This window comes from Pseudomonas sp. NFACC41-3, assembly GCF_900109505.1.
Lineage (GTDB): Bacteria > Pseudomonadota > Gammaproteobacteria > Pseudomonadales > Pseudomonadaceae > Aquipseudomonas > Aquipseudomonas chlororaphis.
The window spans coordinates 1,212,162-1,226,417 of sequence record NZ_FOAE01000001.1; the positions used below are offsets into that span (position 1 = coordinate 1,212,162).

Annotated in this window: 16 protein-coding genes; 5 read left to right on the forward strand and 11 right to left on the reverse strand. The window is 64.9% G+C overall.

The features are described from left to right. Positions 1–14: 14 nt before the first annotated feature. The 7 genes from BMY68_RS05620 to BMY68_RS05650 form a co-directional block, all read right to left on the reverse strand. On the reverse strand, positions 15–443 hold the full coding sequence (locus tag BMY68_RS05620) for a DUF350 domain-containing protein (protein WP_009043573.1): 429 nt from the start codon (positions 441–443) through the stop codon (positions 15–17). 15 nt (positions 444–458) lie between these two features. Further along, positions 459–1,109 carry a DUF2491 family protein gene (locus BMY68_RS05625; RefSeq protein ID WP_085531115.1) on the reverse strand — a complete coding sequence of 217 codons (651 nt, stop codon included), beginning with the start codon at positions 1,107–1,109 and terminating at the stop codon, positions 459–461. Then, positions 1,096–2,130: an ion channel gene (locus tag BMY68_RS05630; RefSeq protein WP_085531113.1), complete on the reverse strand. Its 1,035-nt coding sequence runs from the start codon at positions 2,128–2,130 to the stop codon at positions 1,096–1,098. The genes BMY68_RS05625 and BMY68_RS05630 overlap by 14 nt, the downstream gene beginning before the upstream one ends. A 69-nt stretch (positions 2,131–2,199) precedes the next feature. Beyond that, positions 2,200–2,766, reverse strand: coding sequence for a rhomboid family intramembrane serine protease (locus BMY68_RS05635; protein WP_085531111.1), 567 nt, complete (start codon positions 2,764–2,766; stop codon positions 2,200–2,202). Between the two features lie 166 nt (positions 2,767–2,932). Further along, the gene (locus tag BMY68_RS05640; protein ID WP_009043577.1) at positions 2,933–3,634 is read right to left on the reverse strand and encodes a PspA/IM30 family protein; all 702 of its coding nucleotides are present in this window, start codon (positions 3,632–3,634) and stop codon (positions 2,933–2,935) included. A gap of 26 nt (positions 3,635–3,660) precedes the next feature. Further along, a complete protein-coding gene (locus BMY68_RS05645) occupies positions 3,661–4,242 on the reverse strand; it encodes a YjfI family protein (protein WP_009043578.1) in 582 nt (193 codons plus the stop codon). A gap of 373 nt (positions 4,243–4,615) precedes the next feature. After that, complete coding sequence (locus tag BMY68_RS05650; protein ID WP_085531110.1) at positions 4,616–5,122, reverse strand: GNAT family N-acetyltransferase; 507 nt, start codon at positions 5,120–5,122, stop codon at positions 4,616–4,618. A 174-nt stretch (positions 5,123–5,296) separates the two neighbouring features. Here BMY68_RS05650 and BMY68_RS05655 point away from each other — a divergent pair, with 174 nt between their 5' ends. Beyond that, positions 5,297–5,884, forward strand: coding sequence for a LysE family translocator (locus BMY68_RS05655; RefSeq protein ID WP_085531108.1), 588 nt, complete (start codon positions 5,297–5,299; stop codon positions 5,882–5,884). Positions 5,885–5,981: 97 nt separating this feature from the next. Here BMY68_RS05655 and BMY68_RS05660 read toward each other — a convergent pair whose 3' ends face one another. Together BMY68_RS05660 and BMY68_RS05665 are read right to left on the reverse strand one after the other, a co-directional pair. After that, positions 5,982–6,815, reverse strand: coding sequence for an AraC family transcriptional regulator (locus tag BMY68_RS05660; protein ID WP_085531106.1), 834 nt, complete (start codon positions 6,813–6,815; stop codon positions 5,982–5,984). 39 nt (positions 6,816–6,854) lie between these two features. Continuing rightward, positions 6,855–7,358 (reverse strand): VOC family protein, encoded by a 504-nt coding sequence (locus tag BMY68_RS05665; protein ID WP_009043582.1) that lies wholly within the window; start codon positions 7,356–7,358, stop codon positions 6,855–6,857. Between the two features lie 259 nt (positions 7,359–7,617). Between BMY68_RS05665 and BMY68_RS05670 the strand changes: the two genes are divergently transcribed. The 4 genes from BMY68_RS05670 (at position 7,618) to BMY68_RS05685 (ending at position 11,515) form a co-directional block, all read left to right on the forward strand. Then, complete coding sequence (locus BMY68_RS05670; protein WP_038579523.1) at positions 7,618–8,073, forward strand: (2Fe-2S)-binding protein; 456 nt, start codon at positions 7,618–7,620, stop codon at positions 8,071–8,073. Between the two features lie 23 nt (positions 8,074–8,096). Then, the gene (locus BMY68_RS05675; RefSeq protein ID WP_085531104.1) at positions 8,097–10,244 is read left to right on the forward strand and encodes a xanthine dehydrogenase family protein molybdopterin-binding subunit; all 2,148 of its coding nucleotides are present in this window, start codon (positions 8,097–8,099) and stop codon (positions 10,242–10,244) included. A 1-nt stretch (position 10,245) separates the two neighbouring features. After that, on the forward strand, positions 10,246–10,824 hold the full coding sequence (locus BMY68_RS05680; protein ID WP_085531102.1) for a hypothetical protein: 579 nt from the start codon (positions 10,246–10,248) through the stop codon (positions 10,822–10,824). 91 nt (positions 10,825–10,915) lie between these two features. Further along, complete coding sequence (locus BMY68_RS05685; protein WP_085531100.1) at positions 10,916–11,515, forward strand: GGDEF domain-containing protein; 600 nt, start codon at positions 10,916–10,918, stop codon at positions 11,513–11,515. Between the two features lie 112 nt (positions 11,516–11,627). Here the strand turns inward: BMY68_RS05685 and BMY68_RS05690 are convergent, their stop codons facing one another. Both BMY68_RS05690 and BMY68_RS05695 read right to left on the reverse strand, forming a co-directional pair. Beyond that, on the reverse strand, positions 11,628–13,235 hold the full coding sequence (locus BMY68_RS05690) for an ABC transporter ATP-binding protein (RefSeq protein WP_062825692.1): 1,608 nt from the start codon (positions 13,233–13,235) through the stop codon (positions 11,628–11,630). Between the two features lies 1 nt (position 13,236). Next, entirely contained in the window at positions 13,237–14,256 is a 1,020-nt protein-coding gene (locus BMY68_RS05695; protein ID WP_085531098.1) for an ABC transporter permease, read from the reverse strand.

Below are 14,256 nucleotides of genomic sequence, written 5' to 3' on the forward strand. Positions count from 1 at the left end.
CTCCGTGCGGTCGATCAGTTCTGCGAAGGGGTCATGCAGGCGGCGTTGAGCAGGCCGACGCTGATGGCCACGGCGGCGACATAGATGCCGGCGGCGATTTCGCCGTTGCGGATACGCTGCGAAGTGCCCTTGAGCACCAGGCTGGTCATCAGGAACGCCAGCAGTTGCACCACGGCGGCGATCAGCGCCCAGACGGCGAAGTCCAGCAGGCTGATGGAGTAGGCGATGACGTTGCTCGCCGGGATGGCGAAACCGATGATGGCGCCGCCCAGGGCGATGGCGGCGGAGACGTTGCCCTCGCGGATCAGCTGGAATTCCTTGTGCGGCGTCAGGCGGGTGTAGACGAACTGGAACAGGGCGAACAGCACGGCCGCGCCGAGGATGTAGGTCAGGAAACCGACCACGGCGAATTTGTTCAGGGAGATGGAAAGGGCTTCAAGCATGGGTTCTGGTCCTTGTCAGAGGGTTTGCAGGTCGGTCATGTACAGGGAAATACCGAGGGAGGTCACCAGGCTGACGGTGCCGTCGGCGTATTGCTCCACGGAAAACAGCAGGAACTCGCGGCGATTGGTCAGGCCGGTGTCGCGGGCATAGAGCATCGAATGGCTTTCGAAGGCGAAGGTCTCGTCCGGCTTGGACACCTGCTCGCGCAGCGGCACCAGCTCGGTCTGTCCGGCTTCGGTGCCCCATTCGCGCAGGTACTCGACGCCGTCGAGGCTGTAGGTGGGCTGGCCGATCAGGCTGTTCGGGCCGGCCAGGCGCCGCAGCTCGGCTTCGCTGTTGACGGCCTGGTTGCTCAGGTAGTTGAACAGGATGATCGATTTGACCTGGCCGTCGATGCCGCCGCTGGTGTGCACCTGCAGCCAGTAGTCCTCGTCGTCCAGGTAGTAGCGCGACAGCCATTCGGACTGGCCCAGGTCCACCAGGCCTTCGCTGTAGACCGCCTGGTCGTCGGGAATCGCCACGCGGCTGTTGTCGGCGAGCAGCAGCTTGAGGCTGGCATCGAAGCGGATGCCCGCGCCCATGCTCAGGCCCAGTGGCCCGGTGGCGAAACTCGAGCTTGTGGTGGCCGGGGCCTGGAGCCCCAGAAAGCGTTTAAACCATCCCATTGTCGATGTCCTTGAGGCGGGTGGAAGCGATGTAGAAGAGTTCGCCGCCCTGGATCCGCGTATCGCTGTGCGGGTTGATCTGCGGGTGTTGCGCGCCGCGGGCGCGGTAGCCGATCAGGGTGGCGTTGTAGCGTTCCTTGAGGTGTACGTAGAGCTCGGCGAACCGGCCCTGGTAAGTCTCGGGCAGGCGCATGACGTATTGGGTGGCGCCCTGGCCGACGCACAGCAGTTCGTTGATCACCACCGAGGAGCCCGGGTCCTGGGAGGAGCGCACCAGCATCTCGATGGCCATGCTCGAGGTGCACTCCAGCTTGGGGGCGTAGGAGGCGGCCAGGGTGGCGATTTCGCTGTCGTTGAAGTGGGCGACCACATGGCCGCTGGGGCGCAGCTGGTTGATCGCCAGCACGCTGGCCAGGGTCAGGTCGTCGGAGCTGGTGCGCACCAGCACCCGTTCGGCGCCGGGAACCCCGGCGCGCAACAGCAGGGCCGCGGACGACAGGCTTTCGCCCTTGATGAAGGCAGCCTTGCCCTGCATCGGGTTCTCATCGAGGCTGGCGTCGCAGATGACGATCAGGTTGTCGTTGGAGGTTTCGTCCTGCAGCAGCAATTCGATCACCCGCTCGCTGGACGCGCCTTCCCAGCCGACCAGCACGGTATGCCCGGTCTTGCCGGTGAAGTCGCCTTTGCCTTTCATGCCTTTTCTCCATACTTCGATAACGCTGCTGGTGGTCTTGCCGATGGCCGCGGTCAGCAGCGCGATGCCGCCGAGCATCACCCACACGGCGACGAAGACCCGGCCAGCGGCGGATTGTGGCGACAGGTCGCCATAACCCACGGTCAGGGTGGTGGTGAAATAGAAATAGATGAAGGTCGCGGGCGCGGTGAGGTGCTGCTCGCCCAGGGCCACCAGGCCGAGATAGGAGGTCGCGGCATGCACGCCGAGCGCGATGGCCAGGCCCATCCAGCCGAAGCGCTGGAAGAAGGTGGCCGCGTATACCCGAAGCAAGATGAAAATCGACATCGAATCCCTGATTTCCTGATGAGCTGATCTATCCGTGATGCTGCGCGCCGTGCCCGGGCAGGGCATGGCTCATTGCCGCGCGGCATTAGACATCGGCTTGGCGCCGGATAAAAGCATTTTTGCTGCGATGAACCCCGCGAAGGCGCCAAAGATGTGCCCTTCGAAGGACACCCCGGCCCGTGGCAGGAACCCCAGGACCAGGCCGGAATACAGAAACATCGTCACCGCGGCGGCCAGCAGGCTGCTCCAGCTGCGCAATAACCAGGCGCGGGTGAGGATGTAGGCCCACAGGCCGAAGACCCAGGCGCTGGCGCCAACGTGGATGCCCCTGAAGCCGAACAGCCAGACCAGCGCGCCGCCGAGCAGGATGATGATCAGGCTGGCCACCACGAAGCGCCGCTGGCCTTCGGCGATCACCATGGCGCCGAGGATCAGGAAGGGCACCAGGTTGGCGGTCAGGTGAGTAAAGGAGCCGTGGAGAAAGGGCGAGGCGAGTATCCCCGGCAAACCCTGCAGGGTGCGCGGGATCAGGCCGAAGAGATTCAGGCTGTAGCCGCTCAGGCTGTTGAGCACCTGCACGGCGATCATTACCAGGGCCAGGCCCGCCAGGGTCTTGAAACCATTTGCAACGGCCATCGAGGCCCTCCAGGAGGCCGAAAAAACACAGGCGATTCACTGTAGGAGCGCAGCTTGCTCGCGATGGACTGGAGGGCGCCGCGCTCATCCAGGCAGTACGCGACATCGTTAACGACCATCGCGAGCAAGCTGCGCTCCTACAGGTTGAGTGGTGCAACAGCGCTGTTTACTCGGCGGACTGCTGCTTTTTCAGGCGTTCGAGGATGGCGTTGGCACTGCCCTGGTCCGGCACGATGTTGGCTTCGCGCAGGCGACGTTCCAGGTCGTTGCCGTTGCTCGAGTCGGCCAGTTGCTCCTGGGCTTCCATTTCCGCCGCGCGCTGGTCTTGCTTGGCCTGCAGGCGGTTCAGGGTGTTGACCGCGGTTTCCAGCTTGCCGTTGGCGCCGCCGCTGGCGATCGAGGCGCTGACCTGGGCTTTCTGCACGCTCTCGCGGGCCTTGGCCATGTCCACTTGCTGGCGCAGGCTGCGGATGCGCGCTTCGGCCTTGCCGATGTCCTTGCGCATCTTCTCGGCGTAGGCGCCGAATTCGCTGGCTTGCTTTTGTTCCGCTTCCAGGCCGGTGGTCAGGGTCGAGATGGCTTCGGCGACTTCCAGGGCCAGGTCTTCGCGGTTGGCCTGCAGCGAGGCTACTGCCTTGGATTCCAGGTCGGCGATCTTCGCGGTGAATTCGCTGACTCGCTCCGAAGACAGCTTGTGCTTGGCCATGATGGTGACCAGTTCGCGCTTGGCGTTGGACAGGGCGTTGTCGGCGTCGCGGATTTCCTGGTCGAGGATGCGCAGGGCCTGCTGGTCGGCGATGCTTTCGCCGACTTCGTTGGCGCCGCCGCGCAGGGCGGTGAACAGTTTGTTCCAGATGGACTGAGTCATGTAGGTGTACTCCGGATTCTCGGCAATCAGTTGAAGAAGCTTTCGAAGGCTTCGGTGGCGCGTTGGACGTTGTCCACCAGGGTCTTGACCTCGGTCACCACGTTGGTCAGGTTCGAGCTGGCGCTCAGGGCGCCGAACATGTTGTAGACGGTCTGGCCGTTGGGCATGGACTCGATGCCGATCGAGGAGAGGGGGAACATCTCCCGGCTGCGCAGCACCGCGTCATTGAAGCGGGCGACGTCGTTGATCGACTCCAGGTCCACCAGCACGGTGTCGACGATGATCTGCTCGCCGACCACCGCGATGTAGATCGGCAAGCCGCCGAAGTCGTGCATTTCCAGCTTGATGCTTGGCTCGGCGCCTTGAATCAGGCTCAGGCCGATTTCGTTCGAGGTCACTTCGTCCAGGGCCTGCAAGGCGCCGAAGAGGCGGTCGATGGTCCAGTTTTCACCTGCGATCATGTCATTCTCCAATACCGGTGCGCCGCCGATCAGGGGTTGGCGCAGCTTCTTCTCAATGTGCTTGAGCACGCTCCGGTTTTCCGGAAGTACCCAGGTTTCGTGTTTCACATAACCAGCGGCACTCAGGCCCGCGCGCATCTGCTTCATGTAGAAGCTCGACGGCTTCTTGGCGGAAGCCTTGCTGGGGGCCCTGTTGCTGGAGGCCTTATTGCTGGCCGCCTTGTTACTGAAAGGTTTCGAGCGCTCTCCTTGTCGACTCTCTGAGGAAGCCGGTAGGTCAGCAGGCTGACTGGCCGGGAGGGTCTTTTTCATGGGGTGACTCCGTTGTGCACGTATCACGCGTGAGAACATTACAGGGGAATCTGTTACTGCTCAATGACTCACGCGTGATATTTTTTTTGCTCGGCGAAGCAACGGTCGCAGGGCTCTGGAGCGGCATTTTGCGTTAATCAGCCGACTGCCGTGGCTCAGGGGGGGCATGCCGGTGCCTGGGGGCTGGGCGAGGCTTTTCGGGTCTCGATCATTGCCCGGGCGATGTCGGGGTGTGGAATTTATACAGGGTGCAGGGGTAGCCGTCTGCCGTGATTGGATGACAGCTGTAGGCGTCCCCGACGAGCGTGGGAATGACCCGGGCCCAGAAATCCCGGGCCGGACGGTTGTCATCGATATGGAAGATCTGCCAGTGCCCGGGCAGCAGCTCCAGCAGTTGCCTCACCACCTGCCGGCCGATGCCGCGACCGCGAAAGCGCCGGACCACGAAGAAGTAGGCGAGGTTGTACTGCGCCTCGGCGAAGTGCACCTGGTCGTCGACTATGGCAAAGCCCGCCAACTCGCCGTCGACCCGCAGCAGCCAGGGACGGGTGCCGGGCTGGCGCCAGTATTCGGTCTTCGGCTGGATCTGGAACAGACCGTGGCGGCCGAGCTTGAGCGGCAGCCACTCGCTGAATTCGTACATGAAGAACTGCATCAGGTTTTCGATGCATTCCAGTTCGTCGCGCTGGGCCGGGTGCAGTTCGATCTGGCTCATGGTTCCAGGCTCCGGGCAGGTTCATCAAGGCTGTAACGCGGGCGGGCGTTGAGGGTGAGCGTGTCGGGCATGGGATTCGTCCGTGAGCCAGGGGTGTTTTTCTTCAATACAGGGGGCGGCCTGCGCATCTACCTTGGCCACCGGACTCTCCGATTGATCCTTTGAAGGTGTGTGATGAGCGTAGTGTTTTCCATGGCGGCCTTCGCGCTAGCCTCTTCGATTACCCCCGGCCCGGTCAATATCGTGGCCCTGAGTTCCGGCGCGCAGTTCGGCTTTCGCGCCAGCCTGCGGCATGTCGGTGGCGCGACCCTGGGCTTTGTCCTGTTGCTGGTGCTGATCGGCCTGGGTTTGCATGAGTTGTTGCGGCTATGGCCGTTCCTCACTCGCGGCATCCAGTTGTTCGGGGTGGCCTTCCTGCTGTTCATGGCCTGGAAGCTGGCGGTGGACGACGGCCGGCTGAGCAGCGACGACAAGGCCAAGGCGCCGTCGGCCTGGTACGGCGCGATCATGCAATGGCTCAACCCCAAGGCCTGGCTGGCCTGCGTCGCCGGCATGGGGGCCTTTGCCGCCAATGGCGAGGCGCTGCTGGTGTGGCAGTTCGCGCTGGTGTACTTCGTGATCTGCTACCTGTCGATTGCCTGCTGGGCCTACGCCGGGACGTTTTTGCGCCAGTACTTGAGCAACCCGAAGGGCATGCGCCTGTTCAACCGCAGCATGGCGGCGCTGCTGGCGGCGAGCGCGGTGTATCTGTTGTTGCCTTGAATCGGCGTTGGCTTTATCGCGAGCAAGCTCGCTCCTACAGAGATCGCGTCCTCTGTAGGAGCGAGCTTGCTCGCGATGAGGGCGTCAGGTCTGTCAATCACCCGCGATATTGCCCCGGTGTCGCCGCCAGGTGCTGCTTGAAGGCGCGCTGGAAGTGCGCCTGGTCGGCGAAGCCGGCTTCCAGGGCCACATCGGCGATCGGCTCGCCGTCACGCAACCGGGACTGGGCGAACTGCACCCGCTGGTTGACCACGAACGCGTGGGGCGTCATGCCGTAATGCTGCTTGAAGGCGCGGATCAGGTAGGACGGCGACAGCTCGGCGGCCTGGCAGATTTCCTCCAGCTTCAGCGAACGGGTGCAGTGTTGGCGAATGTAGTCGGCGGCCCGTTGCAGTTTCTGGTTGCGCTCGCGTGGCGGCCAGCTTGCCGGGTTCAGGCGCTGCTGCAGGTCGCTGAAAAACGCCACCGTGGCGCTGTGCTTGTGCAGCGTCTCGGCCTGTTCGTCCACCAGCACTTCATACAAGCGGTTGAGCCCGGCATAGAGTTCGGGGTCGTCGCTGTGGGGCGTGGAAAAGGCGCGAAAGCCCAGGTCCTGGCTGAACCCCAGCTGATGCTGCAGGTCGGTCAGCCAGGAAGTGTCGACATAGAGCATGAGATACGACCAAGGCTGGTCGTCGATCGGGTTGCAGGCGTGCACTTCGCCGGGGTTCATCAGCACCACGGTGCCGGCGCCGATGCGAAATTGCGCCTGCTCGTGCAGGTAGGTGCTGTGCCCGGCGGTGATGGCGCCGATGGAAAAATGCTCGTGGGCATGCCGGGCGTAACAGACCTTGCGCCCGTCGGCTATCGAGCGGGCCTCGATAAAGGGCAGCGCCGCATCGCGCCAGAACTGCGGGGCGGTATCGGGGCTGTGGCTCAAGCTCGGCTTCATCAAAGGCATCCCATCGGCAAGCGTCGGCCACCGAGTGTATTAGCTCTCGCCGGCGAAGGCTCGTTCCAGCGCGGCGATATCGAGTTTTTTCATCTGCAGCAGGGCCTGCATCACCCGCTGTGACTTGGCCGTGTCGGGGTCGGTCATCCAGTGGTTCAGCGCGCAGGGCACGATCTGCCAGGACAGCCCGAACTTGTCCTTAAGCCAGCCGCACTGCTGGGCCTCGGGCGCGCCGCCGTAGGACAGGGCGTTCCAGAAATGATCGATTTCGCCCTGGTTCTGGCAGTTGACCTGCAGCGAGACCGCTTCGTTGAACTGGAACACCGGGCCGCCGTTGAGACCGGTGAAGGTCTGCCCGTCGAGCTCGAAGGACACGGTCATCACCGAGCCTTCGGGGCGGCCGTGGAACTCGAAGCCGGCCTTGCCGTAGTGGGTGAGGGCGGTGATGCGCGAGTGCTCGAAGACCGAACAGTAGAACTGGGCGGCGGCTTCGGCCTGGTGGTCGAACCACAGGCAGGGGGTGATGCGATGAATGTGCGACATGACGGTTCTCCTCGGCAGGTGATCCACGCTTGAGCAAGCGTAGTCAGCCGATAGTCGTCCGGGGTTGCCGTAGATCGACAACTCACCGCCCTTCATCCGGGGGCGGTGGGTGCATGACCGGCGGTCGCAGAATCCCGCCTGTTCGACAAACTGCGCTTAGCTGTATGGAAAACCTCGCGGCGCGCGTAGGCCTTCGGCCACAGCGACACCGCTCCAGGATCCCGTGAATCCTGTCCCCCCTCGGCCTGAGGAGTTGCGTATGCTGACACTCAATATCAATGGCAAGGACCAGCAGCTTGAAGTGCCCGCGGACATGCCGCTGCTCTGGGTGCTGCGCGATGTGGCGCACCTGACCGGCACCAAGTTCGGCTGCGGCATGGCGCAATGCGGCGCCTGTACCGTGCATGTCGACGGCGCGCCGCTGCGTTCCTGCGTGACCCCGGCCGCGACAGTGGCCAACGGGCAGAAAATCCTCACCATCGAAGGCCTGTCGACGGACGGCTCACACCCGGTGCAGCGCGCCTGGGCCGAGCTGGACGTGGTGCAGTGCGGTTACTGCCAGTCCGGGCAGATCATGTCGGCCGCGGCCTTGCTGGCGAAGATCCCGTCGCCCACCGACAGCGATATCGACCAGGCGTTGTCCGGCAATATCTGCCGCTGCGGCACCTACCCAAGGATCCGCGCGGCGGTCAAGCGCGCCGCTGAAATCGGCTGAGTCGGCATTAAGAGGGGCAAGGCATGATCACTGCATCGCGTCGTGGATTTCTCAAAGGTGGCGCGCTGCTCGGCGGCGGGCTGGTGGTGGCGTTCGTCATCCCGGGAGCCAATCGTTTTGCCCGGGCGGCGAGCGAAGAATTCGTGCCCAATGCGTTCTTGCGCATCGCTCCGGACGGGGTGGTCACCGTGGTGCTCGGCCATTCGGAAATGGGCCAGGGCATCTGGACCGGGCTGTCGATGCTGATCGCCGAGGAGCTGGATGCCGACTGGTCGAAGATTCGCGTCGAGCACGCGCCGGCCGCCGCGGTGTATGGCTTGCCGGCGTTCGGCGGGATGCAGATCACCGGCGGCTCGACCTCGACCTGGATGGAGTTCGACCGCTATCGCCAGGCCGGCGCCGCGGCCCGGCAGATGCTGATCGAGGCGGCGGCCAAGCGCCTGCAGGTGGCGCCCTCGACCCTGCGCACCGAGCAGGGCTGGGTGGTGGCCGGCGACCAGCGCCTGAGCTACGGCGACCTGGCCAACGACGCCGGGCAACTGCCGGTGCCGGAACCGGCCTCGCTGCGCTTGAAGGAGGCCAAGGACTGGCGGCTGATCGGCAAGCCGACCCCGCGCCTGGACACCCCGGAGAAAATTACCGGCCGCGCGCAGTTCGGCATGGACATGTATTTCGATGGCCTGCTGACCGCCGTGGTCCTGCGTTCGCCGGTGTTCGGCGGCACGCTCAAGTCGTTCGATCCCCAGGCGGCGCTGGCGGTGCCCGGGGTGATCAAGGTGCTCCAGGTGCCCACGGGCGTGGCGGTGGTCGCCGAGCATTACTGGGCGGCCAAGCAGGGGCGCGATGCGCTCAAGGCCGAATGGGACCTGGGGCCGAACGCCAACATGAGCAGCGAAAGCCTGATGCAGAGCTTTCGCAAACTGGCGCTGACCCCCGGGACCAAGGCCGCCGAGGCCGGCGATGCGGCCGGGACCATGGCCAAGGCGACGCAGGTGCTCAAGGCCGAATACAGCGTGCCGTACCTGGCCCATGCGCCGATGGAACCGCTCAACTGCACGGTGCGCATCGGCGCCGACAAGTGCGAGATCTGGACCGGCACCCAGTTCCAGACCCTGGACCAGATGGTCGCGGCGAAAATCACCGGGCTCAAGCCGGAACAGGTGCAGATCCATACGCAATTTTTGGGCGGCGGTTTCGGCCGTCGGGCCAACCCCACCTCGGACTTCGTCAGCGAAGCGGTGGAGGTGGCCAAGACTGCCGCCGCCCCGGTGAAAACCGTCTGGTCGCGGGAAGACGACGTGCGCGGCGGCTACTTCCGTTCGGCGTTCCTGCATCAGGCGCAGGTCGGCCTGGACGCCCAGGGCCTGCCGCTGGCCTGGCAGCATGTGCTGGTGGGGCAGTCGATCATGGCCGGCACCTCGTTCGAGGCCAGCTTCGTCAAGAACGGCATCGACAACACCTCGGTCGAGGGCCTGGCGGACGGGCCTTACCTGAAGGGCACGCCGAACCATCGGGTCGACCTGCATTCGCCGATGACCGGCATCACCGTGCTGTGGATGCGTTCCGTGGGCCATACCCACACCGCGTTCGTCGTCGAGTCGTTGATCGACGAGATGGCCGCCGCGGTGGGCAAGGACCCGGTGGAGTACCGCCGCACCCTGCTCAAGGATCACCCGCGGCATCTGGGCGTGCTCAACCTGGCGGTGGAGAAGGCCGGCTGGGGCAAGCCGGTACCCAATGGCCATGCCCTGGGCGTGGCGGTGCACGAGTCCTTCGGCAGCTACGTGGCGCAGGTGGCCGAGGTGTCCCAGGAGGCCGAGCGGATTCGCGTGCACCGGGTGGTCTGTGCGGTGGATTGCGGTATCGCGGTGAACCCGCAAAGCATCGTCGCGCAGATGGAGTCGGGCATCACCTTCGGCCTGGGCATGGCCCTGCACAGCCGCATTTCCTTCAAGGACGGCCGGGTGGTGCAGTCCAACTATCACGATTTCCAGGTGTTGCGCCTGAACGAGATGCCCGAGGTCGAGGTGCACATAGTCGCCAGCAGCGAGAAGCCCGGCGGTATCGGCGAGGCGGGCGTGCCGCCCACGACGCCGGCAGTGGCCAATGCGGTGTTCGCCCTGACCGGCCAGCGCCTGCGCGAGCTGCCGCTGCAACTGGCGGGGGTGTGAGATGAAACGCCACCTGCTCCTCGGCTCGCTGATCCTGATCGGCCTGGGCGGTTATGCCTCGGACCTGTTCGCCGCCGATGAACCGGCGCTGGCGGCATTCGCGACGGTGCAGAAGGTATTCCAGAGCCCGCGCTGCCAGAACTGCCACATTCCCGGGGATGCGCCCTTGCAGTTCGACGCCGGCACGCCCCATGCCATGGCCGTGGTCCGTGGCCTGGACGGCAAGGGCGCGGCGGGGCTGCCGTGCGCCGCCTGCCATGGCGCAAGCAACCCGCCGGACAGCTACGGCCCGCATACGCCACCGGGGGCACCGCACTGGAGCCTGCCGCCGGCGGCGCACAAGATGGCCTGGATCGGCCTGCCGGCCGACCGCCTGTGCCAGATGATCAAGGACAAGGCCAGCAACGGCGATCGCGACTTTGCCGCGCTGATCAAGCATGTCAGCGAAGACAAGCTGGTGCTCTGGGGCTGGAATCCCGGTGGCAATCGCGCGCCGGTACCTGTGCCCCACGACGTGTTCGTCAGCCAGTTCAAGCGCTGGGCCGAGGCGGGCGGACCCTGTCCGGCGGTCGGAAGTTGACGCCAGGAGCCCCCAGCGAGGGCTGGTTGCGGGGCAGTCGCAGGCCCCGGCAACTAAGCTCTATAGGTGATACCCGCCAATGGAGTGTGCGATGTTTTCCCCAGACAAGCCTGTCCAGGCACCGAACCCGGTGCCAGCCCCGGAGGCGGACGACCCGTCCCGGCAACTGTTGCGCGATCAGAACCGTCGGGCCGAGCAGGAGCTGGCCGCGGTGCAGGTAGCCAACCTCGATAAACTGACCCTGCTGCCCAACCCCCACGGCTTTGCGGTGCTGGCCGGCGATGCGCTGCAGGCCTGCAAGGACCTGAACTGCCCGGCGACCTTGCTGCTGTTCGATCTTGACGATATCTACCGTATCGCCCGCGCTTATGGGTCGGAAGAAGGAGAGGCGGCGCTCAAGACCTTCGCCGACGGCCTGCGCATCGCCTTTCGCGAAAGCGACGTGGTCGGGCACCTGGAGTTCCAGCGTTTCGCGGTGCTGCTGACCGGCTCGGAACGGATGGAAAAGCTGGCGATCATCGCCCGCCTGCAGGCCATCCTCGACGAGCGCACCACCACCCAGCAGTGCATTTATGACATCTGCTTCAGCATCGGCCAGATCGAGTTCGATCCGGCCCGGCCGGTCGATGTGGAAACCTTGCTGGCGGATGCCGACAAGTCCATGAGCAGGCCGGCCTCGGGCCGCAGGTAAAGGGGTAGCCGCCGATCCACGGAGGTTTTCGTCAAACGGCTGTGTGGGCTGGACGGGGAGAAGGTCCAGCCGATAAAAAACCGCCCAAGGGCGGTTTTTTATCCTGTGCTGGTCACTCGGCGGTGGGCACCAGGAACGCGGCTTCCAGCAACTGCCGGGTGTAGGGATGCTGCGGCGCGGCGAAGATGTGCTGTGCGTCGCCTTGCTCCACCACCTGGCCATGCTTGACCACCATCAACTGGTGGCTCAGGGCCTTGACCACCGCCAGGTCGTGGCTGATGAACAGGTAGGTCAGGTTGTACTTGGCCTGCAGCTTGCGCAGCAGCTCCACCACCTGGCGTTGCACGGTGCGGTCGAGGGCCGAGGTCGGCTCGTCCAGCAGGATCAGCGCCGGCTTGAGCACCAGGGCGCGGGCGATGGCGATGCGCTGGCGCTGGCCACCGGAGAACTCGTGGGGGTAGCGGTGCCGGGTTTCCGGGTCCAGCCCCACTTCCTTGAGCGCTTCGATGATCGCCTGTTCCTGCTCGGCGGCGCTGCCGATCTTGTGGATGCGCAGGCCTTCGCCGACGATCTGGCTCACGCACATGCGCGGGCTGAGGCTACCGAAGGGGTCCTGGAACACCACCTGCATCTCCCGGCGCAACGGCCGCACCTGCTGCTGCGACAGGCCGTCCAGTTGCTGGCCTTCGAAGCGGATGGCGCCCTTGCTACCGATCAGGCGCAGGATTGCCAGGCCCAGGGTGGATTTGCCCGAGCCGCTTTCGCCGACGATGCCCAGGGTCTGGCCCTGGGGCAGGCTGAAGTTGATGCCGTCCACCGCCTTCACATGGTCGACGGTGTGGCGCAGCAGGCCTTTCTTGATCGGGAACCAGACCTTCAGGTCCTCGACCTGCAACAGCGGCGGGCCGACCACATTGCTCGCTGGCTTGCCGCTGGGCTCGGCCGCCAGCAGTTCGCGGGTGTAGGGATGCTGCGGCGCGCGGAACAGTTCTTCGCAGGATGCCTGTTCGACGATGCAGCCGCGCTGCATCACGCAGACACGGTGGGCGATGCGCCGGACCAGGTTGAGGTCGTGGCTGATCAGCAGCAAGGCCATGCCAAGGCGCGCTTGCAGCTCCTTGAGCAGTTCGAGGATTTTCAGTTGCACGGTGACGTCGAGGGCGGTGGTCGGCTCGTCGGCGATCAGCAGTTCCGGTTCGTTGGCCAGGGCCATGGCGATCATCACCCGTTGCCGCTGGCCGCCGGACAGCTCGTGGGGCAGGGCCTTGAGGCGCTTGTGCGGCTCGGGGATGCCCACCAGTTCCAGCAGCTCCAGGGTGCGCCGGGTGGCGACCTTGCCGATCAGGCCCTTGTGCAGGCCCAGCACCTCGTTGATCTGCTTCTCGATGCTGTGCAGCGGGTTGAGCGAGGTCATCGGCTCCTGGAAGATCATCGCGATGCGGTTGCCGCGAATATGCCGGATGGTTTTTTCTTTCTGGGTCAGCAGGTCCTGGCCGGCGTACTGGATGGTCCCGGACGGATGGCGGGCCAGCGGGTAGGGCAAGAGGCGCAGGATCGAGTGCGCGGTCACCGATTTTCCAGAGCCGCTTTCGCCCACCAGGGCCAGGGTTTCGCCGCGCTTGATGTCGAAGCTGATGCCCTCGACCACCCGTTGCGTGTGCTCGCCGACGCCAAATTCGACGGCGAGGTCGCGGACTTCGATCAGATTGTCCTGATTCATCTCATTTCCTCGGGTCGAAGGCATCGCGAGCGGACTCGCCGATAAATACCAGCAGGCTCAACATGATCGCCAGCACGGCAAAGGCGCTGATGCCCAGCCACGGCGCCTGCAGGTTGGATTTACCCTGGGCCACCAGTTCGCCCAGGGACGGCGCGCCGGGGGGCAGGCCGAAACCGAGGAAGTCGAGGGCGGTCAGGGTGCCGATGGCGCCGGTGAGGATGAACGGCATGAAGGTCATGGTCGAGACCATGGCGTTGGGCAGGATATGGCGGAACATGATCGCGCCGTTCTGCATGCCCAGGGCGCGGGCGGCGCGCACGTATTCCAGGTTGCGCCCGCGCAGGAACTCGGCGCGCACCACGTCCACCAGGCTCATCCAGGAGAACAGCAGCATGATCCCCAGCAGCCACCAGAAGTTCGGCTGCACGAAGCTGGCGAGGATGATCAGCAGGTAGAGCACCGGCAGCCCGGACCAGATCTCCAGGAAGCGCTGCCCGGCCAGGTCGACCCAGCCGCCATAGAAGCCCTGCAGTGCCCCGGCGATGACGCCGATGATCGAACTGAGGATGGTCAGGGTCAGGGCGAACAGCACCGACACCCGGAAGCCGTAGATCACCCGCGCCAGCACGTCGCGGCCCTGGTCGTCGGTGCCCAGCAGGTTGTCCGCCGAGGGCGGCGCGGGGGCCGGGACCTTCAGGTCGTAGTTGATGCTCTGGTAGCTGAACGGGATCGGCGCCCACAGCACCCAGGCGTCCTTGGCCGCCAGCAGTTCGCGGATGTATGGGCTCTTGTAGTTGGCCTCCAGCGGGAACTCGCCGCCGAAGGTGGTTTCCGGGTAGCGCTTGAGCGCCGGGAAGTACCAGCCGTCGTCGTAGTGCACCACCAGTGGCTTGTCGTTGGCGATCAGCTCGGCGCCAAGGCTCAGGCCGAACAGGATCAGGAACAGCCACAGCGACCACCAGCCGCGCTTGTTGGCCTTGAACAGTTCGAAGCGCCGGCGATTGAGGGGGGACAGGTTCAT